This is a genomic window from Mesorhizobium sp. ES1-6 (assembly GCF_020164775.1).
Classification (GTDB): Bacteria; Pseudomonadota; Alphaproteobacteria; order Rhizobiales; family Rhizobiaceae; genus Mesorhizobium.
In genome coordinates, this window is the sequence record NZ_JAIUGU010000012.1 from 163,306 (window position 1) to 189,993 (window position 26,688).

Consider the following 26,688-nt stretch of genomic DNA (forward strand, 5'->3'; position numbering starts at 1 on the left):
CCAGCCGGGCTGTGGGACGCCCTTGCATTCGTGCAAGATCAAGCCGAGCCTACCACTCCGCGACAACGAGAGGGCTATCCCGCGGCCGGCCATTTGCGAGATTGCGCGAAGGCTTCCAAAGCCTTGGCATCCATCGGACGGCCAAGCGCGTAGCCCTGCAGCAGGTCGCAGCCGAGCTCGTTCAAGATGCGCGCATGCTCCATCGTCTCGACGCCCTCGGCCACCACTTCGATGCCGAGCGATTTGCCAATCTCGATGATGGATGACACCAAACGCCGTTGCGGCAGCGAGCCGGTGATGGGTGTGATCAGCTGGCGATCGATCTTCAGTCGGCGCGGCTGAAGCTTGAGCAGACTGACGATCGAGGCGTAGCCGGTGCCGAAATCGTCGATCTCAATGTCTATGCCGAGGTCCTTGATGTGCTCGATGTTCCACGCGACGAGGTCGTCATTCTCATCGAGGAAGATGGATTCCACAAGTTCGAAGGATACCGTCCCTGCGCGGATGTTGAGCTTGCGAAGACCATTGATCAGGTCCTTGTCCTCGAGCCGGCGTGCCGAGACGTTGACCGAAACGCGCGGAATGTTGAGGTGCTGAAGCTGCCAGCACTCAAAGTCGGCCAGCGCCCTTTTGAGGACCGTTCGGTCGATCAGGGCGACGACGTTCAGTTCCTCCGCGACCCTCAGGAAGACGGCGGGCGTCAGGATACCGCGCGTCGGGTGCTGCCAGCGGGCCAAGGCCTCCACGCCGACAATTTCCAACGTGCCGGCGTCAAACTGCGGCTGGTAGAAGACGATGAATTCGTTGCGCTCGAGGCCGGCCAGGATCTCGTCGGCGGTCCGCTTGGTCTCGACGATTTCGCTTTGCAGCTCCTCGTTGAAGAACTCGTAGCGGTTTCGGCCCCGGCTCTTCGCCCGGTAGAGGGCGAGATCGGCGTTGACCAGCAGTTGCCTTGCGTCGAGCCCCTCGCCCGAAGTCGCCGCAATGCCGATGCTGACGCCGAACCGGCACTGGTGGCCACGAAAATTGACGGGTTGCCGCATCTCTTCGATGATGCCGTCGGCTAGCGCGGCGAGGTCGTGATCGTCGCGCCCGCCGCAAATGACCACGAACTCGTCGCCGCCAATGCGCGCGACGAAGTCGGCGGCTCCGGCATTTGCCTCGATGACCTTCGAGGCATGCATCAGCATGGCGTCGCCGGCCGCGTGCCCGAGGGTATCGTTGATCTGCTTGAAGCGGTCGAGATCCAAATGCAGGAGCGCGGTTCGTTCTCCCCGACGCGCGCTCGTCGCCAGCATCTCGTCGAGATAGCGGCGGTTCGGCAGCCCGGTGAGCGAATCGTGCAGCGCCACATGTTCGATGCGCCCCTTGGCCATTTCAAGCTCAGCGTTCCTCAGTTCGGACAGCTGTCTTTCTCGTACGAGGTTTTCGTTGAGCACGACGTCGCTTGTGACGTCCCATTCGGCGCCTATCATCCTGGGCGTGTCGTTGCGGCCCTGGAAATAGGTCGCACGCGTGCGCACATGCCGGATCTCACCATTCGGGTGGACAATCCGGTACTGGGAGGAATAGGGGCCCTTTACCGCCGCCGCGGCATCGAAATCCTGCTGCGCCCTTTCGATGTCGTGCGGATGAATCGCTGAGGCCCAGTCATCATAGCCGCGTGGCTTCCGGTCAGCCGGCCTGCCGTAGATTTCGTTGACGCGGTCGTCCCACACCAGCTCGTTGGTGGCGATGTTGTGCTCCCAGACACCGATTCCCGACGCATCGAGCGCGAGTTCCAGGCGACCGGACAATCGCCTGAGCTCGGCGAAGTTTTTCTGCCTTTCGCCGAATAGCCGCCCCGCAACAAGAATGGGCAGCACCACAAGCGCGCCCGCCAATGCCATTATGGCCCGCAAGGCCCAGGCATTATTCGCTGACGCGCCCCAGCCACCCCTGGGAATGGCGGCGATCTGCCAGGAACCGGAGGGCAGATGTACCTCTGCGGCGACCGGGTCGGCACGCGTGACCCGCTCGCTACCGAAGAAGCGACCACCAGTCCCACCCAGGCCGTCTTAACCGGTCAGGGCGATCTCGATGTCGAGATCGGCGTCAAAAACGCCGCTTGCCTTGTAGAGGCGCTCAACGTCAACGACGACCGAGACGATGCCCCAGAAGCGCCCACCACCCCCCGCAGTTTTCACGAAGACCGGAAAGCGGCCGATGAAGCCTTGGCCGCCCTGCGCCAGGTCGACTGGACCAGCCAGGACCGGCACCCGCAGGTCGCGCGCCCTGAGCGCGGCGGTGCGTTGGGCATCGTTCTTGCGGTAATCGAGGCCGATGGCCTTCTCGTTGCCAGGCATTGGATACATCAGCGAGATAACGAGGTCCGGCGCGCCGGCGATGTTGCGCAACTGAGATTCCTGCTCGAACAGGTTGCTGGCCAGGGCCGCAAACCTCTGTTGCCCCATATCGGGCTCGGTCACGATGGCCGACACCAGGCCGCGCGTAAGCTGGAGATTGCCGTTGATGTTGCCTTCCAGCTTGGCCCTTATGATGTTTACCTTGGCCAAGACGTCGGCGCGCGCCAATTGGTCTGAAACGATCCTGTTTTCCCGGTCCGCCAAGACGGCGCAGATCACAAGCACCACAAAGGCGATTGCCGCCGGCAGGTTCGCTGAAGACAAAACGGACTGTCTCAACCGGCTGAGACTGGGTGCGGTGTTGGCCAATTGACCCAATACCTTTCTCGGGCAATACCCCTCGGCCGAGCCTAGTCGAAAGTACTTAAATTTGGTTTTCCGTCACGCCCGGTAATTTCAGCATCAGGCGGCGCGCTCAAGAGGGCGCGAAGCATTAGCGTCGTCGACATCGGCACTCTTGGAGCTGCGCTCCGCGACGAGCACTAACCGCCCGAACAAGCCAGACGAGACGCTTCCTGGGGTGCATTGATGGCTGGCAATCTTCTGGGGCGGCCGGCAGCTTGGGAGAGGGTCGTCGGCGCCCGACGCTCTCACTTTCGGTATCGCGCCATGATTGCGCTCAGCCAGCTGAACAGGCTGATTTCTTGCGGTTGCCGATCTACTTCCTGAATGGCCGTGCGCAGCGTGAGCTCCACCAGATCATCTGCAGCCTCGACGGATTGCGCTCGATAGGAGCGAGCGATAAATCTGAGTGCTGCTATCAGGCGTGGATCCGTTACGTCGCAACATTCATCTGCCGCAGTATGGGCAATTTGTCGGATACTGATTTGCTCTCTAAGCATAACTTCCATCCCCGTTCTGGACGAAAGCACCTGAGTCGACTTCCACATCCACGCCGGATTGATCGAACGAGGTATACGAAACTATGCCGGGCATCTGACCGCGCAAGATCAAATGATACGTGAAAGAGAGTTGGTATCAATCCGACAATCGAAATGGCCTCAGCCATTCACCCGCTGGCTCGTTCTCTGGTGTCGCAATATGCGACCGATCCGCAAATTCTGCCGGCCTGATTGAATGGTAATCACTTGGATTTGCTGGCTGCTTTTGCGTTTTGTCCGCTTGGAGCGGATGTCTTGGCATCTTTTGAATGCGCCGCCACTGCCGGACCAGCGCCGGTCGCCTTCCGCATGTCGCCGCTCGTTTTGGTTGAAGATGACTTGCTGCCAAACAGCCCTGCGAAGAACTTGCCAAGGGAACCCATGCCGCATCCTCCCACTACCCGGGACAACCCCAGAGGGATCTGAACTCCGATTACGGCTGAGGGTTCCATCGGTGGGTTAGCCAGATGTGGCCTGGGGAAGCCGGCTGGACACCGGGGTCGCTTTCCTCGACTCCTATGCGTTGATTGAACCTTCATCAGCGGTTTGCTGGGCTCTACCGCGAGCTAGTGCGTCGGTCCGTTTACGGCAGCCGAGCCATGGTGGGCTGAGTATGAATCAGCGCGTTGGCGACCGATCGTCCGTAGCTGCGTTGCCCGACCAAACACCGCGCGAGCCAGTGTGGAGGCATGGCGCAGACGAGATCGTCATCTTCGACGTCATCAGACGTCAGGTAGGCTGAGGTCTACAACCTGTCGCTTCTAACGTCGGTCCTGGTCTCCTGCGCCGTGGAAAAAGGATTGGAGTTCCTGCATGTCGACGCTTTCGTCGCCATCAGCGTCGACAGCGTTGAAGATTCGCCCGATGAAATCCTGAACCTCTGTCCGCGACAGCGTGCCATCACCGTCGGTGTCCATGATGGCGAACATGATTCTCATTTTGGCACCCTGCATCATGTCGGCGCCCGCCCTGCGGCCATGCCTCATAGGTGCCACATAACGATCGCCCGTTTCGTCGTCCTGAAGCCTCGGGCCGCTATGTCGCCAATCCCCGTCGCGGTCTCGATCCTTTGCTGTTCTCTCCTGCAGCATCTCATCCATCATCTCGCGCATCATTTGACGCATGGCTTGCTGGTTCTCTCCAGCTTCGCCCGCGGTCCGATCCTGGGCTGGTGGCGGAGGTTTGGGAGCATCCCCCGATTGAGCAAAGACCGACGAGGCGAGCATGGTGAACGCGGCGGCAAAAACCGCAGTTCTGACAAGTCGTGTCATTGGGTTCTCCTTTGTGATGCCACGCCGAGCAGCCCGGCGTACCGACCCAACCAGCAGCTCGGTTCATGGTTCCTGGGCGTGGACGCAAAAGCGGGCAACCTACGAGCGTGCGAGAAAAGTCCTGGCTGTCTTTGTCGCTTGGCCGCTGCGCAAATCTGGCGGGAAGTGACAAGATCGGCCTGCGTTCCCTTTGCCGAACGGCTCGAACATCGAAAGATGCGAAGATCCCGATCCCACGCCTGAATCCGGCTGGATGGATCCAACCAAGTCGGCGGTAACGGCATCGTCTCTGGCCGCGATCGCTCCCTCGGTGCCAGCCAAGCGTAACGTGCGGAGCGGGCAAGAAAGATGAAGCTACGGTCCAGCAGCCTGACGGCTGAGATGGGCGTGAAGCAGTCGGATGTTGCGATTGTTAGCCTTGTAGTACACGTCAAAGATGGATCCGAGGATGGGCACACTTCCCAACACGGTATCAAACAGCACGTTGGCCAGCATCCGAGCAACCAACAGCTTTCCAGCGCCGCACTTGCGGGCTCGCAGGACAATATAGGCCGAGACCAGGCCGGTTGCTGTATCGCCCAGCACGGGCACCAGGCCCACCAGCGCATCCAGTCCGAACCGAATGGCTGTTCCCGGGATGCGCCAGCGCGAATCAAGCAGCACTGACAAGAATTCCAGGTCGGCAATTTCCTTCGCGGTCTGGCGATCCACAACAGGCTTTTGGCTTGTCCCTACCTTTCCAGCTGGCCTTGCTTGCTCCAACCGACCTACTCGGCCTCGCACTGACCCTTTCCAGTCCTCGTCCATCATCGGGATTAGCTTCGTTGCGGCCCGGAGGGCACGTCGTCGAGCAGGTTGGGCTGGTCTGAGGAATTTGTTTGCTGGTCTGCCGGAAGGGTGCCGTCTGGGGTCATCTGGTTAACTGCATCGGGCAGATCCCTGGTTATCCTTGCAACCAGCTCCTCGCGCGAGAGGCCGGTCTGGCGGGAAAGAGCCTCCAACGTCTGCGCGTCAATGGCTGTTTCCACCTCGTGCGGCTCGATTGGCTGGTTCGGCCCGGTGCCAACCCAGGAGTCGACCTTCGAGCCGGCGCCCGCATTTCTGAAGCGGTCGAGAATATCGCCCAGCGCGGTGCCGGATACGCCCTTCGACACCTGATCCAGTATCCCACCATGGGGATTGTTGGGATCGCTCTGTGCCGCTCCGCGGATCACCTCTGCGATCTTGTCGCGGTTTCGATATGCCAGGACGCCCAGCATAGCGATCGCAAGTCTTCCTAGATTGGCCACTCATTCCTCCTATGGCTGCGAATAGGGAGAAGGTCTCGGCCTGGCAAAAGTTCCGCGATTGGCCGCCAATACCAAGGAGCACTTTGGCAACCGCAGGCATTTCTATCGCGCCGCGCGTGAGACGGAGGGTTCGGGGCGGTGGAAGATAGACCTGGGCCTGGTGCTCAAAGTCTCAGCTTTGCCCTCAGTGCATCTATGCGCTTGGAGGCCTCCGCCTTGCTCAGGTTGTCCGCAAAGCTTTCGTCATCCTGTGCCTGCTCACACAGGGTTTTGAGATAAGACGCTTGGGACGGGGTCATTGGGTCGTCGCCACTCACCCATTCGTCGGGATCTTTCTCGACGTTTGCATCGGTTTTTGCGCGCGAGTCTTCCATTGCAATCTCCTGCCGTAGCAGTGAAGAATGCGCTTGATCTCCTTTTGTTCCCCTTGCCCTTTGACGCGTCCGGGTACTGCGGTCGCCTGGTGTATGCCACTTTGCGAATATCATTGATCGTGGTTGCGCTCGCCCAATAGAGATCCGGCTGATCCCGCTACGCGCCAAGACGCCTGAAATTGGACTGTTTCGTACATCCATCTCGCAGGAACGCAGCACCATCCCGGTCGATTTTGGCACCCACCCTTGCTTGAACGGCTCGGGTGTGGTCCAGGCTTCGAACAAGACGCGCGGCGGTCCGTCGAAGGTTCGTGTGACAACCAGCTCACGCTCGGACATCCGTTCAACCGTCGTACGGTTCCTCCAAGCGCCTGGTCCGCATCGCGTGACAATGGGGCCAATCAGACCTTGAATCAGGAGCGCCGGAGAAGCAGGCGCAGCGGCGTCCGTGCTTGCGATTTCCGGCGGTCTCCTATTTCACAGCCGAGCTTAATCCACGCCGCACAAGGTCAAATCGAGGTTGGCGTCCACGCACTGCGAGGCCGCTAATCTGATGTGATGCAGGTTGAAAAGATCAGCAATCCGTTTCGCCAAGGCCGATGAACGACAGCCTGGCCTGAGCGCACGGGCTCGACTATCAAAACACTTTGCGTTTCCCACGCTGGCCAAGACAAGGTCGGTAGACCGGGATGGCACCAACGATTGCCTTTGATTCTTGCAACCACAGGAGCAGCAAACGACATGAAAGAACAGGGAGCGATCATCAGTGCCTTGGGCGTCGCTGCAAGTTTCGATGCCGCGGAGGAGGCGCGCCGCCGCATCGAATTTTTAAGCGGCTACCTGCGTGCAGCCGGCCTCGGCACGTATGTGCTGGGCATCAGCGGCGGGGTGGATTCGCTCGCGGCGGCACTGCTGGCCCAACGAGCCGTAAGCGAACTGCGGAGCGCAGGATACGATGCCAAATTCCTTGCTGTCCGGCTGCCGTATGGCACACAGGCCGACGAGAAGGATGCTCAGCTGGCACTCGACACCGTTGGCGCGGACGAAGTCCACAGGCTCGACATCAAACCGGCGGCCGACGCAATGCTGGATTCGATCAGGTCAGCTGGCGTGCAACTCGGCGATGCTCATCGGGAGGATTTCTTATTGGGCAACATAAAGGCCCGTCAGCGCATGATCGCCCAATTCGCGCTCGCCGCTGCCCGCCGAGGACTGGTCATTGGTACGGATCATGCGGCTGAGGCAATGATGGGCTTCTTCACCAAGTTCGGCGACGGCGCCGCTGACCTGCTTCCTCTTTCCGGGTTAAACAAACGCCGGGTGCGCGCGCTGGCGTCGCATCTGGGTGCTCCATCTGATCTGGTCAACAAAGTGCCCACCGCAGATTTGGAGAACCTCGTCCCGCTTCGTCCTGATGAAGATGCATACGGAGTGACATATGATCAGATCGACGATTTCCTCGAAGGTAAGAAAATCGACGAAGTGGCGAGAAAGCGTATCCTTGATGCCTATCTCAGCACCGCTCACAAGCGCTCGCTTCCGGCGACACCCAATCTCGCGCCAGAATAACGGTGTTTGGCCGTTGCCTGCTGTTGTCGCACCGGCACGATGCCGCTGGCCGGCGTTCGGTTGCCGGTCGTCTGACATCAATGGATTTGCAGCCGGAGGTGCCTAGACGTAAGCACGGCGTCCGTTCTCGTTCACAATTTTTCGTAAACAGCCTCGACAGCAATCGGGAAATTGACGGACCGCGCGATGTAGCAAACCTCATGAATTCCATGATGGAGAGCTTCCGCCTTGTCGAGATCAACCCCGGTTTCGACCCCAATCCTGGGCCGCAATGTCACGCCCAGAAAACGCCCGGCTCCGTTTGGCTCGCTCTCGCCATGGCCGACGGGTTCATCAGTATAAGAATGGACGACGATGCCCGCGTCACTCGCCAGATGCAGGTACCAAAGCATGTGGCAGGCCGAAACTGATGCGAGGAGGAGATCTTCGGGATTGGGTAGCGCCGGATTGCCCCCAAGTAGCGGGTCGTTGGAGCATTGTATCACAGGCTTTCCGGCGGTGATTATATCCCATGTCCGGTCGTAGCCCCGATACGTCCTGGTGCCGTCGCCGCGATTGCCCGTCCATCCAATGCGACAGGTGTAGTCGTGGAATTTAGCCATGCTGTATCTCTCCTGTGCTTGGATTCCCCTATCGGCCCTCCGGCCTGACGTCGCGCAGACGCCTGGTGAGATCTGCGACCTGCCCTACCGTCCATTTCGAGTGTGTTCGCCGGTTGCTCGCTGGATCGTGCTCAAGCCCGAGACAGGAGCCCCCACGCCACTCACGACTTGGCCGGATCGGCCTTGCTGAAAAATTTCCACCGCATGTTGGGCAAACGTCATGCAGAACGGTCGCGACGCACTCTGCACAATAGGTGCACTCATAGCTGCAAATCCGGGCCTGCGAACTCCCGGGGGGCAGATCGCGGTCGCACCATTCGCAATTGGGCCTGAGTTCGAGCATGGACGACCTCCTTTCCACCCGGTCTGGATCGCATAACGGGCTTATGGCATAAATGCCATAAGCCCTCGGATTCTGCCAAACTGCACCGCGAGCGACTGGTCGCCTTTTTGGTATTCGAGCGCACCAAGCTTCTCGATGTCACCGGCCCGCTGCAAGTCTTCAATGACGCCAAGCGAGAAAGCGGAGAACCCGCATTTCGTACTATCCTTGTTTCGCAAGAGGGCGGGCCCATCGAGACGGATGCGGGCGTTGTTCTCCAAACCGTAAGTTTCGATCACTGCCGTGAGCTCTCGATCGACACTCTCCTGGTTTCAGGTGGAACAACGGCATTAGAGGCCGCAAAATCCAGTTCCCTTCGGGGTTGGTTGATCAGACAGGCAAAGGACGTGCGTCGGCTTGGCTCGATTTGCCTGGGAGCGTTCATTCTGGCCGAGTGCGGTCTGTTGGATGGCAAACGTGCGACGACGCACTGGGAACGTTGCGCCGAACTTGCAGATCGTTTTCCGGCGATCGACGTCAGGCCCGATCCAATTTTCGTACTATGCGGGGACGTATGGACATCGGCAGGGGTGAGCGCCGGCATCGACATGGCGCTTGCGATGGTTGAGGAAGATCTCGGGCACACGACAGCCTTGGCGATCGCACGGGAGTTGGTCCTGTACCTGAAACGACCGGGCGGACAGTCACAATTCAGCACCGCGCTTCGTCAACAAACCAGAGACCGCGTCGGCCGCTTCGAGCGTCTGCATGCTTGGATTAGGGAAAATCCTGGCGCCGATCTGTCCATCCCCGCACTGTCATCCTTCATGGCCATGAGCCCGCGGAACTTTGCCCGAGTCTACTCAAGGGAAAATGGACAGACTCCAGGACGAGCCGTAGAGGCACTGCGGGTTGAGGCGGCACGAGACCTTCTGGAAACCAGCCGCGAGTCTGTCCAGCAGATCGCACACGCGGTTGGGTTCGGCGACCCTGAGACATTCCGGCGGCTTTTGCAAAATGGCTCGGGGTTGCTCCAAGCGACTACAGGAGCCGCTTTGGGCTTCATTGAGCGTGAAAACCTCCATGTGGTTGGCAACTCCGATCGAGTCTCCCACAATGTCATGGCACCCTGTGCTATTTAGTCGGTCGCAAGCGTTTGGCGGCACCTCCGATTGCGCTGCGAAAGGCAGCATCGAAATTTACGCCGGCAACCTCCCACTTTCGACCATCTGGACCAAGTGGCAGGCGCCACACCGCATGCCAGCCCGGCTCGTTGGTTTCCCAATCGAGGTGCCCGACCAAGATCGCGTCTGCGCCCAATCTGGATTGCAGCCTGGCCAGGCTCTCATGCGACATGGCATCAACTTTGTCCTGCGCGATCGCCGACAGATCGGCCTCTTTCGCGAATATGATCGGTATCGCAAAGCGCGTCGAAGCATCTTCAAAGCTTGAGCGCAGGTCCGATCCGTGGACGCCATCGGCGGCCAGCATATAGCTGCGCGCCATATCAGTCACTTCGACGAGGAGCGCCAGCTTTGGGCGCGCCCCCAGCCACGGCATCTCACCCAGCAGCGCCATCGCGTGATCCATGCGTTTCCGGTCGAACTGGAACGTGAGATCGAACGGGCGATCGCGTGTGCCCTGCTCATCGTGAATTGGAGTGCCGAACATGCGGTCATGGTAGGTGTACGACCAAACCATGACAGGGGCTCCGGTCGCCAGTGAAGCGAACGCCGGGTTATGCGCGATGTCGGGATTTCCGGTCAGCTTTTGCGCTGCCAGTTCGAAACCCTGCGGGATGGCGGGGACGCGCGTTTCCTCTCGATCTCCGGTGACGATCACGCTTGAGCGATAAAGGAGATCGTCATTTGCGTGGGCCGTGCCCCCAAACGCAAACCAGGACAGGAGCATCAACAGAGGCTTCTTCATTGATCCTCCCAGCCGTCTTGAGTAACCGTTTATGAGGTTACATATTGGCGACGATGGAATCAACGGAATTTGCCCGGACCTACCTCTCGCCGCACGGACCCATGCGCATGCTGGGTGGTGCGCCCGCCCTTGATCTTGCCAACACATTGCACTGGCGCGACGGGGCCGAGATCGACTGCATACCGAGCTATCAGGATCTGCTGATCTTTTGCATTCCGGCCCTTTTGTTGTCGGAAAATGAAGAGCGAGCCCTCGAGCGTCATGCCGCAAATCAGCCACGCGTCGCCCGCGATGTGCATCTCGAGGTCCTGAAACTGCGCGCCGCCCTCAAATCATGGCTCAACGTCTGGGCGAAAAACCTCGCCCGTGGCGTCACCCCCAAACCGGTTGCATTGCGCAGCTTTCATGAAGCGATAGGTCAGGCGGGCGGCTCGGCTGGCCTTGGCGACATCTTGAACCTCCAATCCGCGTCGGCAAACGAGAGGCTATACCTGCCGCTGCGCCGTTCGGCAGCGGCCGCTGCCATGCTGGTGCTGTTCCCATCAGGAAACGACATCAGGCAATGCGAGGCTGACCATTGCGGCGGCTTTTTCATCAACGATAGCCGCTCCAAACCGAGGCGCTGGTGCTCGATGGATGGTTGCGGCAACCGCGCCAAGGCGGCCCGCTACCGTCTGGCACATCAGAAGTAGTGCGGACGACGCTCAGACCGGAAGGGCCTGCCGCAGCCAGTCCGTGCAACCCTGCCGCATCGGACATCCAGGGGTGGACTGTGTCGGTCGTCGCGATGGTACAGATCGTTGGAGATGCGTTCGTCTGTCTCTGTCGGTCGAGGCATCGCCGCGTTAACGGTACACCGGCAAGCAGGGCGAAACCGGAGGTGTTGGGAACATGGGAGCGACTGGATCGGGCTCAGAAGAAGCGACCAGAATCGGGGCACTCGTCCCTTTGACTCGCCCGGGCTGGGTTGAGGCAGGCAGACATTTGCTCGCGGGCCTTCAGCTTGCTGTCAGCGAAATCAACGGCGCTGGCGGCATCGGCGGCAAAGCGCTTGAGCTGCTTGTCCGAGACACTGCAGCTGATCCACAGAAGGCCCTCGCGGCGGTGGATGAACTGGCTCGCTTGGGCGTGGCGGCGATTGCGGGAGAGTATCACAGTGTGGTTGCTCGCGCGGCGGCTATCAGGGCCGACGAGCTCGGCCTACCCTTTCTGTGCTCGTCGGCGGTCATCGACAGGCTCTCGGAACGACCAACGAAATGGGTCGCACGTCTTGCTCCGCCGCAGTCTCGGGGCTGGAAAATATATGCAGACTTTCTCTCCCGCGCTGGCCACCATCGGATCGCAGTTGCATCGCAGGAGAGTGTCTACTGGGCCTCTGGCGTTCACATTCTGCGGAATCACCTTCAAGCGGCTCATCCTATATTTGGATGTCGGGGAGAGTTGCAAGGCAGGTGAGATCCGCTCTCCCGATCGGCGGGACATTATCGGAAATCAGCATGAGTGCGCTGCACGCGTCATCGTTGTGCGACCAACTCAGCGACCACCGGGCAACAGTCCTTCTTCTTCTGGTGGGCCAGCCAGAGCCGGCAATCTCAATCGTCAAGTCAGTTCGCAATGACAGCCGACTGTCCACGCTCAAGATCGGCGCTCCGGCCGGGCAATCAGAATTCGCTGAATGGGCCACGTTGCTAGGTGAAAATGGCGCTGCGATCCCCTTCCTGAGCTACCGACCCGGGCAGCTCAATCCACTAGGCTCACGCGTCGAAAGAGCGCTGCGGGAGAAATTGGACGAGCCGCCCTCCTTCGTTGCCCTGGAAGGCTACGACACGATCACCGTCCTTGCCGATGCGATGCGGTCCCATGGAATTGACCGGAACAGCATCGCGGCGTCATGGCCGCACATGGAGGTTGCCGGCACCCGCGGGCAAATCCAGTTCTCTCGCGCACCAGCCACGACCGTTTGGCAGTGGACTGGTGCGCCGATCCAAATCGTCGAAAGAACCCCCGGCGACCCGGCGCAATTCAGGCTTGTTCACGATCCAAGGTGACGAACGCGGGCACGACCTTGGTGGCCTGGTATAGACTGGGTCGCGCCATGCTGCGCCCGCGTGTGGACGTGGACCCAAGTTCCGCCCCGCTTCAGTTCTGTTGCTAGAGCTGTTGGAAGACCAGCCTGATGGCGTCGTTGAGGGTGGTCATGGAGTAGGGCTTTTGCACCCAGCCGAGTGGTCTTGCTGCTTCGGCGCGAAGCATCACCTGGTCATCCCCAGGCGCCGTTGTAGCCCTGCGAATGCGACCCAAGATCAGCGGTTCCCGTCCAATCGCTCGTCCGGAATGACAATGGTGATGGGCTTGCCGACCCCTTCCGGCGGAACAGGCGTTCGGCTCCCGGTCCCCGGGGCGAGATAATGCCGTTGAGGTTCCTTGCTGACGATGGAACCATGGGACGACTAAAATGCCGCCCAGCGTTTGGCGGCGATCGTGGAGAGGAGAAGGGGCCGGCGCAGTGCCTGAGGCTAAGGCGCCGGCCATGGCGACCGGCAGGTTCGCCGCGCGGACAAGACAGGACGACGGCGACACGCTCAAGTGCCCTGCTAATCCCCTGAATGGAACCGTTTCGTGTCGACGCGCATTGATGGTCTAGTCAACGGAGGGTAGCGCAGTGTCCATCATAGACAGCATCACCGGCATTTTCTCCTCCAAAGAGGAGGCACCGAAGAAGGCGCCTGCTAAGAAGACCGCCCCTAAGAAGGCAGCTACGAAGAAGGCATCGACTGCGAAGGCGAGCGCGACCAAGAAGACCGGAGCTGCACCTGCTATGGCAGCGCACTCCAAGAGCTCCGCGTCCAAGGGCGAATCCGGTCAGCCCAAACCGGCGTCTAAGAAAAAAGCGGCTGCCCAATGAACAAAAGAACCCCGCTTCGGCGGGGTTCCTTCTGATTCGGCCGGGACGGTGAATGGAAAAGACATTTGGACATATTGCCAACGCCGTTGCTCGCGGAGCGGGTCGGCCGACCACATTTATTCTTTGCATCGCGCTGATCGCGGTGTGGGGTTTTTCGGGACCTGTCCTTGGCTTTCAGAAACCTGGCAGCTCATCATCAACACCTCGACGACGATCATCACCTTCTTGATGGTTTTCCTGATCCAGAATACGCAGAACCGAGATGGAGCAGCCGTACAGGCAAAGCTTGACGAGTTGGTGCGCGTGAGTAGCGGCAAGAACAGCTTTATCGGGATAGATCACTTAACGGCGGCCGAGGTCGAAGAGATCCGGTCGACCTGTGAGGCCGCAGTTGCCCGCGCCCACTCAACCGAGCCGGCACGCAGGGCAAGCGAAGGCGCAAGGAAAAAGAACGCCACCAACGGCAAGCAAAGCTTCTCATCGTACATGAGAAAAGGCGTCTAAGCCGCTCTTCGCAAATCGCAATATGCTTTCTGCGGGCTGCCGTACCTCCGGATACGCTACTAGCCCCCATGTCCAAGACGGACCAATGGTCTGGCTGGCTCTACCTCCTCTTCCAAAAATTCTCCATGGAGAGATAGGTGAACGAGGCGGTCCAACTCAAAAGCACCAGGCCGGTGAGCGCCTCAGACGAGGCAATCAGTCGGATCGCACCCTCGGCCCTTATGTCGCCCACTCCCAGCGTCGTGTAATTGGTGACGGAGAAATACAGGAAGTCGATCCAGCCATCGGAGATTTCTCCGACGATTTGTCCGAACAGCCCGTAGCTATGGAGTCCCCAGAAGACGGAACCGTAGAATGTAATCTCGACTGTGTGGGCGGCAAGCGCTCCGAAGATCACGATCAGCAGGCGTCCTCGGCTCGGGAACCCACCGACCTCGGCTGAACGGGCAGAGCTTGCAACCATTTTGAACGCCTCATAGTGGACGAGAACACAGGCGATCGCCAAAATGAGCGAAACAAGACTGACTGCGATGACGTTCATGACGATGCACCGGTTAGGAAGGCTTGGTGTTGATCGCAAGATTCAGTGCCTCTGTGAAGGTCTGGTTTGCTGCGATACAGTCTTATCGCCTATGGCTCGCTCAAGCCGCAGAGACCAATCGATCGCCCGGTCGCGGCTTGACAGCTTCGTGGTAAATTCGAAGGACGGTCGCGGGCTTTGGCTCGCAGGATGCCTGGCATCTCATGCCATAACGCAGATCCCGCTGATCTACCTGCAACCGCATGCTGAACCAATTTAGGAATGTTCCTCCTTCTCCAGTAGGTCAGGTCAGTGCACCTTGCCGGAGGTCGGCCGACCAGGTCAGGTCAGTGGGGTCCTTTCCTTCTGGCTTACAACAGCCGCCACCGCCGCGCCGCCTCCTAGCGCAAGCGATCGGCGTCGACGTCTGCTGTTTGACGTTTTAGAAGATGACGCCGCGTAGGCGCTGCGGTTACGCCGCCCGTCTTCTGCGAAACGGTCGCTATTTGGAGATGCTTTCTTTGGCTTGGTTCTCGGTCGAAGCATTCTCATGACCAAACCATAATTCAGTCGAGGCACGTGTTCCAGTCGCTTTAGCGTTCACTAATGCTGCCTGATCTGTTCCCCGCAGTCGAGCGTTCTGTGCGATCGTTGGCAAAGTCCAAGCGCAACTGCTCACCAAGCCGAGGCACCTAGGCCGTCGATCACGGCCATGAATTTACAAAAGCGCCGAGCAGTCGATCTCATCGCCCAAGGAGGCTTCATCGTCGCTAACGAGCCATTGCGAATGTGCCCTCAGTCGCCTGAGGCCAGCAGTCTTCGCGTGGCGTTCGGTTCGCTCGACCTCCAGCGTTGCTGACCCTGAGCAGCATGCTGCCCGGCGGAGTTCCGTGACCAGCCCTTTGCATTCGGAAATGGCAGGGACCCAAACGGAGTGATCGTGATCCACTTGATCCCTTCCCTTCCCTCCCCGATTAGTGTGTCAACAATGTCGGATGTGAAGAGGTAAGTCGTCCCTCATTAGACTGATGCGACACCGCCAAAATGGGGTATCTCGCCTGTTCTCCGCCTGGTTCCGATGCCACTGAACCCACCTGCAGACGGCTAAAAGTCCCGACATGAGCCCACGGCAGATCGGGTGAGGACACCGGGGCTGGCGATGAGTCACCTGCTGACGATTCCTTGCGGGTATTTTATGCTGCACCGCAGCAACCAACCTGGAAAGGCGGCGTTGGGCTGGATTGGATCTGCTTTCGGCCGACGCAAAAGGATGCCGACATGGGAAGTCTCGCTGATGCCGTTGCACGTGTTGCTGCTCGACGCAAACAGATCGACGGCGTCTTGGGTGGTCGCGAACAAAACCAGCGCTTATCCGAGCTTCAGGCATTCGGGTCAAACCCCGGGAATTTGCGAGGCTGGACATACCGCCCCAAGAACGTTGCAGCGCATGCCCCTCTGGTCGTTGTTCTGCATGGCTGTACGCAATCGGCTGCGTCCTATGATCGCGGCGCCGGCTGGTCGAGGATGGCAGATCGCAATGGCTTTGCCGTGCTCTTTCCAGAACAGCAGCGCAGCAACAATGCCAATCTTTGTTTCAACTGGTTTGTCCCAGACGACACCCGACGGGACTCGGGTGAGGCGCTTTCGATCCGCCAAATGATAGAGGCAGAGGTCACCGCCCAGGATATGGACCGAACCAGAATCTTTATTACCGGTCTTTCTGCTGGCGGCGCGATGGCGGCCGCCATGCTGGCGACTTACCCGGAAGTCTTTGCGGCCGGGGCGATCATAGCTGGCCTACCCTATGGCAGCGCCAAAAGCCTGCCGCAGGCTTTCGACCGGATGCGAGGTCACGGCGGACCCACCGCGAAGCTATTGGCGACCACCGTCCAGCAAGCTTCCGGTCACTCCGGACCTTGGCCGAAACTCTCCGTCTGGCATGGAAGCGCCGACCAAACTGTCAGTCCGGTCAACTCCGATCAGCTCGTCGGGCAGTGGCTTACACTGCTGGGGCAGAGTAGATCCCAACCCCAGAGGGAGCAGCATCAGGGCTATCGCCGGGACGTCTGGAAGAATGCCGCGAATGAGGAAGTCATCGAGTCGTACCTAATTCAGGGCATGGCGCACGGGACACCTGTGGATTCTGGAGACGGATTGAGTCACGCCGGACCCTTCATGATCGACACCGGAATTTCGTCCACCTCGCTCATTTCCCGCTTCTGGGGACTGGAAGATGCGGGCTCTGACAGGCAGTCGCAACATACGCGTTTATCGGCAACATCGGCTGGACAATCCCCTTTGGCGGTCGCGCAACCGCAGTTCGAACCGCGCGATCCGGCGGCAGGGCCTGGTCGATTTATCGAAAACGCTCTTCGCGCTGCGGGCTTGATGAAGTAGGTCACCGCAAGGCTTAGTCTCGGATCGTCGGCGAGCGGGCGGGCCTGTATGCCAAAACTGTTAGATTAACCCGAGGCGTAGGCAGGCTGGGCCGTCGAAAGGGCAGGAGTGCCCGGGATGCTTATGTTGATTTTCAAACCGTCCAATGTCCACTCCCGCAGGATCTGACCCTGAAGCTGCTTCTGGACTATTGCATCGATCATGGTCGTGCCGAAGCCGGGCTCCCCTGGCGAGGATCCAGCTTTACGTCTCCCGCTTTCTTCCCACCGCAGGTTAAAGCCGCCATGATCGCCCGTCGCCTGCCAGCTGACCTGCAACCGCCCAGTATCCTTGGCGAGGGCCCCATGGGTGGCGGCGTTGACGATCAGTTCATGGGCGACGAGAGCCAGTGGTTGAACGACCACCGCAGCGATCAGCACTTCAGGTCCGGTCAATACTGTCCTGTCTGAAGCGAAATGGGCGACCTGCCTGGAGACGATTTCGTCCAACGGCACATCGCGCCAGCCGCACTCGGCCAACAGGGCGTGTGCGATTGCCAAAGCCTGGACACGGCGTTGAACGGCCGCGGCATAGAGCGATGCATTGTCCGCCTTGCTCAGCCGAACGATGCCATCGACAACCGCTAGGACATTCTTTGCCCGATGATCGACTTCCATGAGGAGGCGGTGCTCCGCCGCTTCGAGGCTCTGAATTTTGCGATGTTTGGTTACATCGATTTGCGACGCGAAGTAGTACAGGAGCTCCCCTTCATCGTCGTGGATGGGGCTTAGATGGAGCTGGTTCCAGAACGGCGATCCGTCCTTGCGGAAATTCAGGATCTCCACATTCGTCTCGCGTTCACGCTCTATCGCCGCTCGGACCTCCGCAACGGCCGCCGGCGATGTGCCCTCCCCCTGTAGGAAGCGGCAATTTCTGCCCAGGATTTCATCGGATGTATAGCCGGTGAGATCCAAAAAGGCCCTGTTGGCCAGCACGATGGGATTGTCAGGCTGCCTAGCATCGGTGATGACGATGGGCATGCGCGTGCGCTCGAACGCAGCCGACGCCAATTCCTTGCGATCCGCCCATGCGGTGGAGGCTGCTGCCGCCGGCGCGTCGCCATGCAGGGCTGACGAAGGTTTGGCTTTATCAGGCACTCTTTGCTCACTTGGTAGATATCAGGGACAACGCCCGATTTCCTACAAGGTTTCCGACGTGATGCTTTTCGACCAGGACCGCTTGCCCGAGTAAAGCCGCCAATCGGTTCTTCGGGATGTTCACTTCAAGCGAGGCACACGGGGCCTGTGCCCCAGCTCCAACGTGCAATCTCCGCGCATCAAGCGTCGCGGCATGTATCATGGAGCATTACGCATGTTTATGGTCTACAGCTTGACCGATGGGTTCCAGGCGAAGTTGAGCCGGTTGAATGGTCCCGCACCGGCGCGGCTGCCAACGCAACGCGCGGTGCAGCCGTCACGACAGGGATGCTCATCAGGAGGTGACGGCTCAATCAACGGGCCATTCCGTCCGCCACTTCCCATCGACGCCTCGAACCAATACCTCGGCATCGTAGCCCGTGGCCGAAGCACTCCTCGCCGTCTCGACAGCCGCACGAACGGCATCGGACAAGCATCGCAAGGTGACGGGCATGTTTGGCGGCCAGCCGAATGGACACGGCCTGCCCTGCTGAACCGGCCGGGCTACCACCGTTCCAACCAGGCGAATTTCCTTGCCGAGCCGCGAAAGCGATCGGACGCTCGAGCAGATTGCGAGTCGGTGCCGATTTGTGCCCGCACTTTCGCGGGCTTCGTCCGGTATAAAGGAATGCCGCCAGGAACTTACCGAAACGGTTTAAAACGGCTTTCCTTGTCGTGACGGATGCTGCCGCAACCTCGAGAGGTATCGGCTTTTCTATCACGGTGGTCCCGCAGCTCGCTCGCAGCAGTCCAAGGGAACCCGATCGATCGTTTATCCTACACCGAGGAGCTCTGCTCAGGCGAACTCAAAGCGAAGAAGCGATCGGTGACCCGGACGACATATGCCGCAAGATTTGAGTGACTTTCGATCCGCCGGCGAAGGTCGGTTTCGAAAACCGGCACCAGCAGACTTCGCAAGACCCCGTAAATGAACCCGTCGACAGCGGTCGCTTTATCGCCCATTACATATGAGCTTGCTGTGAGCTGGGTGGCGATTGCATCAATGTCGCGTCCCGCGTTTTCCTCGACGGCGGCAGGCGAAAGCCGGCCAGTCCCCTGGAGATAAAGTGTCTTCATCATGCGGCTCCGGCCTATGCGTCGAACAAGCGGGCGCACGGGGCCGGGCAACCGGTCAAAAAAATGGGCGGGTCCCGCTGCAAAATTACGATCACCCCGCCAGCGGAGATCGATCAACGCGAAATAGAGATGCTCTTCCGCCATTTTCTCGATCGCCCAGGCGATAGCGCGTTGCCTGGGGGTGAGACCGGCGTCCAAATCGACATTGTATTTGCGCTCGACATGGCGGCGGATGAGCGCGGAGTCGGCGATTATTTCACCATCGTCCTCAATGAAGGGAACCTTGCCGTTTGGCGCCTTGGCAGTGCCGTCGCCGCAATGTTCATACTCAAGCCCGGCGAGCTTGAGCTGCATCATCGTTTTGATGACGAAAGGGCTGCCGTCCGGCATCCCGAAATGAGGGCCGAAACCGTGAACAATAATCAAGCTTGCCTCCTTCGTGCTAGCTCACCGAGGCATAGGCGCTTCGTGCCGAGACCGCCGTCCGGTTCGGTTGCGAAGCGTTATCCGCCAAAAAACGCCGGCGCGATCGTGAGCCGAGATTGCTATAGTCTTTCGAGCCGCCGCATGGCATCCATCCGTTCAGCAATTTCCATATACATAGTGTAAATCGAAATAGCCACAGGAGATTGGGACCGGCGCATGACGAAGAGACAATATGTGAGCGAGGTGCGCACCGCCGCGGTGACGCAGAAGCGCGAGCGTGTGATCGAGGCGGCTCAGCGCTTGCTGCGGGAGGACGGCATTGGCGGCTTCTCGCTGGATTCGGTTGCGAAAGCAGCCGGGATCACGCGTCTCACAGTCTACAATCAGTTCGGTTCGCGCCGAGGTCTCCTCGAAGCTGCTTTTGACGAGATCGCGCAGCGCGGCGGCCTTGCTCGCCTGAGCGTCGCCATTGCCAACCCCAACGCGCGCAAGGGCATTGAACAACTGGTCGACATCTTCTGCAGGTTCTGGGACAGCGACCCGGCCCTCGCGTCCCTGCACGACGCCGTGGGAATAGACGATGAATTCGCGCAGGCGTTGGTCGAGCGCAACGAGCGCCGTCGGACGAATCTCACCACGCTGCTGGACCGGGTTTTGGAGGGCCACCACGGCAACAAGGCGCACAGGGAGGCGATCGATCTCATGTTCGGCCTGACGAGTTGCGCGATGTACCAGCACCTCAGGAGGGGCCGCACGAGCAGAGCTGTGGCGGATATCATCAAGAGCGCTTGCAACGATGCGATCGATCGGCTCCTCCGATCGAGCTAACTCGTCTCCATGGGCCTTTGCTTTCTCGCCTTCGCCTGACGGGCCAACCCCCTAGACGAGCAGCGGTGATGATCAGTCCAACGACTGCACAGATCATCACCGCGACACGAATGATCATGAAACCCATATCGCGCTGACCCCGCCCAGGGGAGAGATCCAGGGCCAGGGCCTGTCCAAACTCATTCCCATCGCTCCACGCTCTCCACCGATTGCCAGCACGTTAATTTTACAGTATGTATACCGAATACCAGTTACGGAATGTGCGGCTGCACTATCCGTTGGCAAGCGAGGCGAGTTTGCAGGCAGCGCTCCTTGAAACGACCGGGGTTGTGGCAAGTCGATTTTTCCGACGCCCGTTCGCGGGCCGCCTCCACGTCATTGCCGTCTTTCAAACCGAAGCCAATTGGTTTACCCGGGTCGCCGGCGCGCACAGTGCCTGCGCGGCACGCTCGGGCGTTGCCAATGCTCGGGGCTTTCGCAACCTGTCAGGAGCGACCCGGTGAGGTCATCAGCCCGCTCCGCATCTCAGCCGCAGGCTGTCCTCATCGTAGGAGCCGGTCCTACCGGCTTGGCATTGGCGCTCAGCCTGGCAAAGGCGGGAGTTGCGCTTCGCGTGGTGGACAGCAGGCGTGTGCCTGCGACGACATCGCGCGCCATCGGCATTCAGGCTCGCACACTCGAACTTCTTGATCTCTTCGGCTTGGCCAATGCGTTCGTCTCACGGGGTCTCCAAGCACGTGCAGGCAACATATATGCTGGACGGCGGCAGCTCGTTCACCTCGACCTGTCACCCTTGTCGAGCCGTTTTCCTTTCATTCTCCTTCTGGAGCAGACCGAAACGGAGCGGCTGATGACCGAAGCCCTCGCCGGGCTGGGTGTGCACGTCGAACGAGGCGTTGAACTGATGTCCTTCGACCAAGACGCCGAGGGCGTAACGGCGTATCTTTGCGAGCCATCCGGAACTCCGCAGGCTGCCCGCTTTGCTTATATGATTGGATGCGACGGCGCCCACAGCATCACGCGCCATGGTCTCGGCCTAGGCTTCACCGGCAGGACCTTGCAGCAAAACTTCGTGCTCGCCGATCTGGACGTAGACTGGGCGCTCAGTGACGACGAGTTCCACATTTTCACGTCCCCCGAGGGCCTAATGGCAATTTTCCCGATGCGCCATGGCCACCGACTGATCGCGGAAGTTCCTGCCCCGTCGCGGGACTCGGCGAGCGACCCAACCCTTGCCCAGCTTCGCGAGCTCGCAGGGCAACGCGTGGCAACCGCGATAAGCGTGGCGAACGTTCGATGGTCGTCCTTTTTCCGGTTGAACAGTCGGCTGGCGACCAGACTTCAGACCGGGCGTATTTTTCTGGCTGGGGATTCCGCCCACATTCACAGCCCAGCGGGCGCTCAGGGCATGAACACCGGAATTCAAGACGCGCTCAATCTGGGCTGGAAACTTGCGCTCGTTCTCGCCGGCCAAGCGCCGACCGATCTTCTCAAGACCTATGAGAGCGAACGCTATGCCGTTGAACGAGCGGTGCTGCGCAACACTGAAGTGCTCACCAGGATTGTATCGCTTCGAGCACCAATTCTGAGGTTTGCGCGCGACCTTGTCGCACCTCGGATTGCTCGCATGGACTTCGTGCAGACGGCCGCGCGCGAGACGATCAGCGAAATCGCCGTAAGTTATCGCCGAAGGGGGCTCCATGCCAAAATCAGGGACGCCAACGGGCTTGTTGCTGGAGACCGGCTACCCGATCTCGCGATCGAAGTCGACGGCAATGGTCCGGCACGACGCCTCTACTCGGAGTTGGACCCGACCCGGTTCACCTTGCTAGTGCTCACTTCAGAAGACGCAAGCAGCATCGATGCAGAAATCACGCCAATGCTTTCGCGCCAAATAGCAAAGCTCGTCGTTGCCCAGCTCCCAGATAGCGGTCCGCACAGAAGCCATGATGAATGGTTTTACCTGGTCAGACCGGATGCCTATCTGGCGGTTCACGGCCCGCGCTCGCGCATCGCACAGGCCGCCACCTGGATCGAGCTCGGATTCAGCGGGTGACCCCGCTCGTCCGCTTACCCGACGAACCTGCTGCGCCTCGTCCAGGGCTTCAGTCCAGACAAACACGCGAGAACAGCAAGCGTCCAACGCCTGAATGGAGCCGGATGCAGATCTCCGGCGCCTGTGTGCGCGACTGCAATCGATGCGCTTGCTTTTGAAAGCTGCCGACGGGGCGAACGAATTCGGCTAGACCATGCGTCTGGTTGTCGTGCACCGCAAAGCGCCGCGATGACCTGCCGCCTGACTGGAACTGCGTTGCAAGCTGGACGTTAGAAATTGCTGCAGCATGGTTCGCTCAGGAACCTCTGATGTTCAATTTCCTCTTTGCCACAGGCATTGAAAACAGCGCTCCCACGATCAGTGGAGGTCGGGAGCGGGTCGACGAAATGGAGAAATGTCGCTTCTACGAGCAATGGCGCACCGACTTCGAACTGCTCCAGGATCTGGGTCTTCGCTTCCTCCGCTATGGGCCCCCAATTCACAAGACTTGGCTGGGCGACGGACACTACGACTGGACCTTCGCCGATGAGACGTTCTCTGACCTGAAGGCCAAGGATATTCTTCCCATCGTCGACCTTTGCCATTTCGGCGTCCCAGACTGGGTGGGCAATTTCCAGAACCCGGATTTCCCGCGGCTGTTTGAACGTTACGCGCACGACTTCGCAATCCGCTTTCCTTGGATCCAGCTCTACACGCCGGTCAATGAAATGTTCATCTGCGCCACCTTTTCCGCGCGCTGGGGCTGGTGGAACGAGCAACTGAGCAGCGATACCGCCTTCGTCACGGCTCTCAAGCATATCGTGAAGGGCAACGTCGTGGCGATGCGGGCAATCCTGCATGTGAGGCCGGACGCTATCTTCATTCAAAGCGAGTCCTCGGAATACTTCCACGCCGACTCCCCCGAGGCCATCGGCAAGGCGGAGCGTTTCAATAGCCAGCGTTTCCTATCGCTCGACCTCAACTACGGCCATGACGTCGACGCGCGCACTTATCGCTATCTGCTCGAAAACGGCATGACCGCGCAGGAGTACAGTTTCTTCCTGGAGAACCATTTGCGCAGGCATTGCGTGATGGGCACCGACTATTACCAGACCAACGAACACCGGGTTTGGGCGGACGGCACCACGTCGGCGTCCGGCGAGGTGTTTGGGTATGACGAGATTACGCGCCAGTATTTTAGCCGTTACCGCCTGCCTGTAATGCATACAGAGACAAACATCAGCGAGGGGCCGAACGGGGACGAAGCCGTTTACTGGTTGTGGAAGGAGTGGGCTAATGTGCTTAGGATCCGCAACGACGGCATACCTATCGTCGGCTTCACTTGGTATTCTCTGACGGATCAGGTGGACTGGGATAGCGCTCTGCGCGAGAACAACGGAAGGGTCAACGCGGTTGGCCTCTATGACCTGGACCGCAACCCTCGGGCGGTAGGAAACGCCTATAAGGCGCTGATCGCCAACTGGAACAAGGTGCTCGCCACCCAAAGTGTCTGCCTCGCTTTGCCCGTCTTTTTGCCGTCCGAGCAGGACGACCCAAGTGTTCGCGCGCAGCAGGACTACGCACGGGACCTTTTGCATGTTGACCGGATGGCCGAAGCTGGGGCCGAGCCGCTTGAACCCTCCAAGGACAAGGTGAATCCCGATGCGCCTGGCTGACAAGAGCGCGATTGTAACTGGCGCCGCAAGCGGCATTGGGCTGGCCATCGCTGTGCGCTTAGGCGCTGAGGGCGCACGGGTTGTCATTGTGGACGTGGACTTAGCCAGGGCAGAGGCGGCCGCGCAGGCAGTCCGAAAAGGCGGCGCGCCGGATACCGCCGTCTCGGTTTGCGACGTTGCCGACGAGATTGCCGTCTCACAGTGCTGCCAGCTGGCGCTGACGCGATTTGGCAGAATGGACATTATCGTCAACAACGCCGGCTTGATAATGTTCAAGCCCCTCAACGCATTCACCAGCGCTGATTGGCTGAAGGTGCTGAGCGTCGACTTGCTGGGGGCGGTTCATTTCACGCGTGAGGCATTCGCGCACATGACCCATGGGGGATCGATCGTGAACATCTCGAGCGTGCACGCGGTTGAAACAACCCCGCATGTCGCCCCTTACGCAGCGGCGAAAGCCGCGCTGCTGTCTCTCACCCGGTCCACCGCGATCGAAGGCCGGGCGCAAGGCATACGTGCCAATGCCATCCTGCCAGGAGCCATCGATACACCCATGCTTTGGGAGAACCCGAATATCAAGTCCGGGGCCGAGACCATCACGCCGCAAGATGTCGGAAAGCCGGAGCAGATTGCCGCGGCCGCCGCCTTTCTGGCTTCACACGACGCCGCCTTCGTCAACGGCGCGGCGCTCAACGTGGATGGCGGCCGGTTGGCGCGGCTCTAGACTACTTCGAAGGGGAGGATGGACGCCCGCACCGGCAGCGAAGGCGCGCACCACGAATAATCCTGCAATCTTCTTGTTGCCGTGGCGGGGCGTTCTGCGGTTGGTGATTGCGCAACGACCGGCCAGCGAGCGGAGCTCGGAGACAGCCACATCGTCACTGGTTGGCTGGCTCCGCTGCCAGTTACTCCACCGCGCGGACGATCTGGCAGGCAGCCCAGCGGAATGTAGCCGGCGACGATGGCACGTTATGGCATGCGCACCGCGTACCGAGTTTTACGCCAACCGGGCGCGAACGCAGCCACATTGCGCGGCGGGCGGGCCGACCTGAGCTTGCTGTTCCTGGCCCGCTGATTATGCTTGAGCGCTCCTGAGGCGGCACCGGATATGGACTTGCCGGGGAATTTGCCGCCATTGAGCGCTACTGCGAACCTGGCATTTTGGCATATCCATTGGGATCTTTGTGGACGCCCGGCGACTGTGAGGTTTCCGCTGGCGCATTCCCACCCTGGTTTTGCTCAGGAGCGCGCTTGAACGGCGCTGTCCGCCATGAGCCCCCTGACAGGGGTGTAAGCACAAAAATTGCCAGCAGGCATAGTAAAATAGCCCCGGCCAAGACCACTCCCCATTTGAGGACCCGGCCTGTGCCCTTCTGTTCCTCTCGGCGCGATAGATTCTCTGTCATCGGGTTCGCTTTCTGAATCGAGGCAATTCAGACCCAAACTTGATGGCGGCAACGATGTTCCCATCTGAGCCCCCCACAAGGAGACTTCTATGTCAACTTGCTTGGCTGATCGACAACCACACTCTGATTGCACGCGCGCGCCAAGCGCTCGCCTAACTGAGATCCTGGCGCAACTTGCGCGCCGGGACCCGCCAATCAGGCGGGTTCTTTGTTGACCAGCGTCTCAAGCAAGGATGCCAACGACTGGATGCGCTCCTCCTGGCGCTTGACCACTTCAAGAGTAATATCGCGCCACTCTGGATGCTCGATGGTTCGCTCTCGGATACCTTCGCCCCCTAAGCTGTTGAGATAGTCGAGTTGCTCTTGTTCTTTGACCACGAATTGCGCCGGAAGCAAGTGCCGCCCGTCCCTTGAGCGACCACCAAATTCTAATCGACCGGCTTAGTGGACGCTGCATTGTGTATCGCGCCGATGACGGTGCTGGTCATAGTGCTGGTGCTCGGCGGAGAGAATGGCGCGTGAGGAGACCATTTATTCGTATCCAGCAAACGCCTCACATTGGCAATGTCGACTTTTGAGCCGCCAGGCATGGCAGCAATGTAAGCAGCGACTGCGCTAATCTTCGCGTCCAGTCCTTGGAGGAATTTCGCTATCGTCTCTAATCGCTTTTCTTGCGGCGTCATCAACATCTCCTGTTTTGGCAACATGTCGCGTGGGGCAAGGTTTCCTGCAATCCCGCAACCAACCGGGGGGCCATCCGTTGACCTACGCTGGTTGATCCCAGCATTCCTGTCTTACCGCCGCTCTCCCCAAAGAGTGGCGGGCTTTTTTGCTCTCGGCGGGAACCGATTATATCGCCACAAGTTCATTACCAGCGCCCTTGATGCCCTTCCCCCGGTAAAGAGGCGCCGGAAAGTTGCACGAACAGCTTTCAAACAAAGCCCGCCACCGTTCCCTCAGTGGCGGGCTTTTTCGGTTTGCGGTGGGAACAGCCGGCACAAATAGAAGTTCGGGCGAACGCAGCGCCCTCCCGATGTCCCTTCGCGCTGCTGGCCACGCGGGCAGCTTGGCCGGCCCGCGCCTTCTCTCTCCCAGGG

24 protein-coding genes and 3 pseudogenes are annotated in these 26,688 nt (G+C 59.7%); 12 read left to right on the forward strand and 15 right to left on the reverse strand.

Annotation, left to right across the window (positions count from 1 at the left end):
• Positions 1–74: 74 nt before the first annotated feature.
• The 7 genes and pseudogenes from LB564_RS25290 to LB564_RS25320 all read right to left on the reverse strand — a co-directional run bounded on the left by LB564_RS25290 (position 75) and on the right by LB564_RS25320 (position 6,220).
• Positions 75–2,684, reverse strand: a pseudogene (locus tag LB564_RS25290) (EAL domain-containing protein).
• A 311-nt stretch (positions 2,685–2,995) separates the two neighbouring features.
• Positions 2,996–3,256, reverse strand: coding sequence for a hypothetical protein (locus LB564_RS25295; RefSeq protein ID WP_140709634.1), 261 nt, complete (start codon positions 3,254–3,256; stop codon positions 2,996–2,998).
• 233 nt (positions 3,257–3,489) lie between these two features.
• Positions 3,490–3,669, reverse strand: a complete 180-nt coding sequence (locus LB564_RS25300) for a hypothetical protein (protein ID WP_140709636.1) — start codon at positions 3,667–3,669, stop codon at positions 3,490–3,492.
• A gap of 378 nt (positions 3,670–4,047) precedes the next feature.
• On the reverse strand, positions 4,048–4,557 hold the full coding sequence (locus tag LB564_RS25305; protein ID WP_140709719.1) for an EF-hand domain-containing protein: 510 nt from the start codon (positions 4,555–4,557) through the stop codon (positions 4,048–4,050).
• 354 nt (positions 4,558–4,911) lie between these two features.
• Entirely contained in the window at positions 4,912–5,268 is a 357-nt protein-coding gene (locus LB564_RS25310) for a DUF4112 domain-containing protein (protein ID WP_224541797.1), read from the reverse strand.
• A gap of 104 nt (positions 5,269–5,372) precedes the next feature.
• Positions 5,373–5,846, reverse strand: a complete 474-nt coding sequence (locus LB564_RS25315) for a YidB family protein (RefSeq protein ID WP_224541799.1) — start codon at positions 5,844–5,846, stop codon at positions 5,373–5,375.
• Positions 5,847–6,010: 164 nt separating this feature from the next.
• A complete protein-coding gene (locus tag LB564_RS25320; protein WP_140709721.1) occupies positions 6,011–6,220 on the reverse strand; it encodes a DUF3072 domain-containing protein in 210 nt (69 codons plus the stop codon).
• Between the two features lie 741 nt (positions 6,221–6,961).
• Between LB564_RS25320 and nadE the strand changes: the two genes are divergently transcribed.
• On the forward strand, positions 6,962–7,789 hold the full coding sequence (nadE, locus tag LB564_RS25330) for an ammonia-dependent NAD(+) synthetase (RefSeq protein WP_224541801.1): 828 nt from the start codon (positions 6,962–6,964) through the stop codon (positions 7,787–7,789).
• A gap of 131 nt (positions 7,790–7,920) precedes the next feature.
• On the opposite strand, the gene LB564_RS25335 is transcribed toward nadE, so the two are convergent.
• Entirely contained in the window at positions 7,921–8,391 is a 471-nt protein-coding gene (locus LB564_RS25335; RefSeq protein WP_224541802.1) for an OsmC family protein, read from the reverse strand.
• A gap of 28 nt (positions 8,392–8,419) precedes the next feature.
• Positions 8,420–8,734 (reverse strand): DUF1272 domain-containing protein, encoded by a 315-nt coding sequence (locus LB564_RS25340; protein ID WP_224541804.1) that lies wholly within the window; start codon positions 8,732–8,734, stop codon positions 8,420–8,422.
• Positions 8,735–8,814: 80 nt separating this feature from the next.
• Here LB564_RS25340 and LB564_RS25345 point away from each other — a divergent pair.
• Positions 8,815–9,782 (forward strand): annotated as a pseudogene (locus LB564_RS25345) (GlxA family transcriptional regulator).
• A gap of 65 nt (positions 9,783–9,847) precedes the next feature.
• Here LB564_RS25345 and LB564_RS25350 read toward each other — a convergent pair.
• Positions 9,848–10,642: a DUF2066 domain-containing protein gene (locus LB564_RS25350; protein ID WP_181173840.1), complete on the reverse strand. Its 795-nt coding sequence runs from the start codon at positions 10,640–10,642 to the stop codon at positions 9,848–9,850.
• 53 nt (positions 10,643–10,695) lie between these two features.
• Between LB564_RS25350 and LB564_RS25355 the strand changes: the two genes are divergently transcribed.
• The 5 genes and pseudogenes from LB564_RS25355 (at position 10,696) to LB564_RS25375 (ending at position 14,051) form a co-directional block, all read left to right on the forward strand.
• Positions 10,696–11,334 (forward strand): CGNR zinc finger domain-containing protein, encoded by a 639-nt coding sequence (locus LB564_RS25355; RefSeq protein ID WP_224541845.1) that lies wholly within the window; start codon positions 10,696–10,698, stop codon positions 11,332–11,334.
• Between the two features lie 199 nt (positions 11,335–11,533).
• Positions 11,534–12,097 carry an ABC transporter substrate-binding protein gene (locus LB564_RS31780; protein ID WP_224541808.1) on the forward strand — a complete coding sequence of 188 codons (564 nt, stop codon included), beginning with the start codon at positions 11,534–11,536 and terminating at the stop codon, positions 12,095–12,097.
• A 41-nt stretch (positions 12,098–12,138) separates the two neighbouring features.
• A complete protein-coding gene (locus tag LB564_RS25365) occupies positions 12,139–12,690 on the forward strand; it encodes a hypothetical protein (RefSeq protein WP_224541810.1) in 552 nt (183 codons plus the stop codon).
• Positions 12,691–13,304: 614 nt separating this feature from the next.
• Positions 13,305–13,547: a hypothetical protein gene (locus LB564_RS25370; RefSeq protein WP_224541812.1), complete on the forward strand. Its 243-nt coding sequence runs from the start codon at positions 13,305–13,307 to the stop codon at positions 13,545–13,547.
• A 52-nt stretch (positions 13,548–13,599) separates the two neighbouring features.
• Positions 13,600–14,051: pseudogene (locus LB564_RS25375) on the forward strand (low affinity iron permease family protein).
• A 100-nt stretch (positions 14,052–14,151) separates the two neighbouring features.
• Here LB564_RS25375 and LB564_RS25380 read toward each other — a convergent pair.
• Positions 14,152–14,592 (reverse strand): ion channel, encoded by a 441-nt coding sequence (locus tag LB564_RS25380; RefSeq protein ID WP_140709652.1) that lies wholly within the window; start codon positions 14,590–14,592, stop codon positions 14,152–14,154.
• 1,257 nt (positions 14,593–15,849) lie between these two features.
• Between LB564_RS25380 and LB564_RS25385 the strand changes: the two genes are divergently transcribed.
• The gene (locus LB564_RS25385; RefSeq protein WP_224541814.1) at positions 15,850–16,968 is read left to right on the forward strand and encodes an alpha/beta hydrolase family esterase; all 1,119 of its coding nucleotides are present in this window, start codon (positions 15,850–15,852) and stop codon (positions 16,966–16,968) included.
• A gap of 65 nt (positions 16,969–17,033) precedes the next feature.
• Here the strand turns inward: LB564_RS25385 and LB564_RS25390 are convergent, their stop codons facing one another.
• Together LB564_RS25390 and LB564_RS25395 are read right to left on the reverse strand one after the other, a co-directional pair.
• On the reverse strand, positions 17,034–18,104 hold the full coding sequence (locus tag LB564_RS25390; protein WP_140709656.1) for a PAS domain-containing protein: 1,071 nt from the start codon (positions 18,102–18,104) through the stop codon (positions 17,034–17,036).
• Positions 18,105–18,920: 816 nt separating this feature from the next.
• A complete protein-coding gene (locus LB564_RS25395) occupies positions 18,921–19,646 on the reverse strand; it encodes a glutathione S-transferase family protein (RefSeq protein WP_210242290.1) in 726 nt (241 codons plus the stop codon).
• 216 nt (positions 19,647–19,862) lie between these two features.
• Between LB564_RS25395 and LB564_RS25400 the strand changes: the two genes are divergently transcribed.
• The 4 genes from LB564_RS25400 (at position 19,863) to LB564_RS25415 (ending at position 24,909) form a co-directional block, all read left to right on the forward strand.
• Positions 19,863–20,474, forward strand: a complete 612-nt coding sequence (locus LB564_RS25400; protein ID WP_140709658.1) for a TetR/AcrR family transcriptional regulator — start codon at positions 19,863–19,865, stop codon at positions 20,472–20,474.
• Between the two features lie 499 nt (positions 20,475–20,973).
• Positions 20,974–22,530, forward strand: coding sequence for an FAD-dependent monooxygenase (locus LB564_RS25405; RefSeq protein ID WP_224541816.1), 1,557 nt, complete (start codon positions 20,974–20,976; stop codon positions 22,528–22,530).
• A 308-nt stretch (positions 22,531–22,838) separates the two neighbouring features.
• On the forward strand, positions 22,839–24,185 hold the full coding sequence (locus LB564_RS25410) for a family 1 glycosylhydrolase (protein WP_140709661.1): 1,347 nt from the start codon (positions 22,839–22,841) through the stop codon (positions 24,183–24,185).
• Positions 24,172–24,909: an SDR family NAD(P)-dependent oxidoreductase gene (locus LB564_RS25415; protein WP_140709663.1), complete on the forward strand. Its 738-nt coding sequence runs from the start codon at positions 24,172–24,174 to the stop codon at positions 24,907–24,909. Before LB564_RS25410 ends, LB564_RS25415 begins: the two co-directional genes overlap by 14 nt.
• Before the next feature lie 877 nt (positions 24,910–25,786).
• Here LB564_RS25415 and LB564_RS25420 read toward each other — a convergent pair.
• Together LB564_RS25420 and LB564_RS25425 are read right to left on the reverse strand one after the other, a co-directional pair.
• Complete coding sequence (locus tag LB564_RS25420) at positions 25,787–25,969, reverse strand: hypothetical protein (protein ID WP_140709667.1); 183 nt, start codon at positions 25,967–25,969, stop codon at positions 25,787–25,789.
• 50 nt (positions 25,970–26,019) lie between these two features.
• Complete coding sequence (locus LB564_RS25425; protein WP_140709668.1) at positions 26,020–26,274, reverse strand: hypothetical protein; 255 nt, start codon at positions 26,272–26,274, stop codon at positions 26,020–26,022.
• Positions 26,275–26,688 lie beyond the last annotated feature (414 nt).

What these genes read in the sequence shown, in the direction of transcription:
- LB564_RS25305 (WP_140709719.1), bottom strand. Translation starts at nt 4,557, where the DNA reads ATGACACGACTTGTCAGAACTGCGGTTTTTGCCGCCGCGTTCACCATG.
- LB564_RS25295 (WP_140709634.1), bottom strand. Translation starts at nt 3,256, where the DNA reads ATGGAAGTTATGCTTAGAGAGCAAATCAGTATCCGACAAATTGCCCAT.
- LB564_RS25320 (WP_140709721.1), bottom strand. Translation starts at nt 6,220, where the DNA reads ATGGAAGACTCGCGCGCAAAAACCGATGCAAACGTCGAGAAAGATCCC.
- LB564_RS25355 (WP_224541845.1), top strand. Translation starts at nt 10,696, where the DNA reads ATGGAATCAACGGAATTTGCCCGGACCTACCTCTCGCCGCACGGACCC.
- LB564_RS25365 (WP_224541810.1), top strand. Translation starts at nt 12,139, where the DNA reads ATGAGTGCGCTGCACGCGTCATCGTTGTGCGACCAACTCAGCGACCAC.
- LB564_RS25410 (WP_140709661.1), top strand. Translation starts at nt 22,839, where the DNA reads ATGTTCAATTTCCTCTTTGCCACAGGCATTGAAAACAGCGCTCCCACG.
- LB564_RS25340 (WP_224541804.1), bottom strand. Translation starts at nt 8,734, where the DNA reads ATGCTCGAACTCAGGCCCAATTGCGAATGGTGCGACCGCGATCTGCCC.
- nadE (WP_224541801.1), top strand. Translation starts at nt 6,962, where the DNA reads ATGAAAGAACAGGGAGCGATCATCAGTGCCTTGGGCGTCGCTGCAAGT.
- LB564_RS25400 (WP_140709658.1), top strand. Translation starts at nt 19,863, where the DNA reads ATGACGAAGAGACAATATGTGAGCGAGGTGCGCACCGCCGCGGTGACG.
- LB564_RS31780 (WP_224541808.1), top strand. Translation starts at nt 11,534, where the DNA reads ATGGGAGCGACTGGATCGGGCTCAGAAGAAGCGACCAGAATCGGGGCA.
- LB564_RS25380 (WP_140709652.1), bottom strand. Translation starts at nt 14,592, where the DNA reads ATGAACGTCATCGCAGTCAGTCTTGTTTCGCTCATTTTGGCGATCGCC.
- LB564_RS25415 (WP_140709663.1), top strand. Translation starts at nt 24,172, where the DNA reads ATGCGCCTGGCTGACAAGAGCGCGATTGTAACTGGCGCCGCAAGCGGC.
- LB564_RS25300 (WP_140709636.1), bottom strand. Translation starts at nt 3,669, where the DNA reads ATGGGTTCCCTTGGCAAGTTCTTCGCAGGGCTGTTTGGCAGCAAGTCA.
- LB564_RS25350 (WP_181173840.1), bottom strand. Translation starts at nt 10,642, where the DNA reads ATGAAGAAGCCTCTGTTGATGCTCCTGTCCTGGTTTGCGTTTGGGGGC.
- LB564_RS25335 (WP_224541802.1), bottom strand. Translation starts at nt 8,391, where the DNA reads ATGGCTAAATTCCACGACTACACCTGTCGCATTGGATGGACGGGCAAT.
- LB564_RS25385 (WP_224541814.1), top strand. Translation starts at nt 15,850, where the DNA reads ATGGGAAGTCTCGCTGATGCCGTTGCACGTGTTGCTGCTCGACGCAAA.
- LB564_RS25425 (WP_140709668.1), bottom strand. Translation starts at nt 26,274, where the DNA reads ATGACGCCGCAAGAAAAGCGATTAGAGACGATAGCGAAATTCCTCCAA.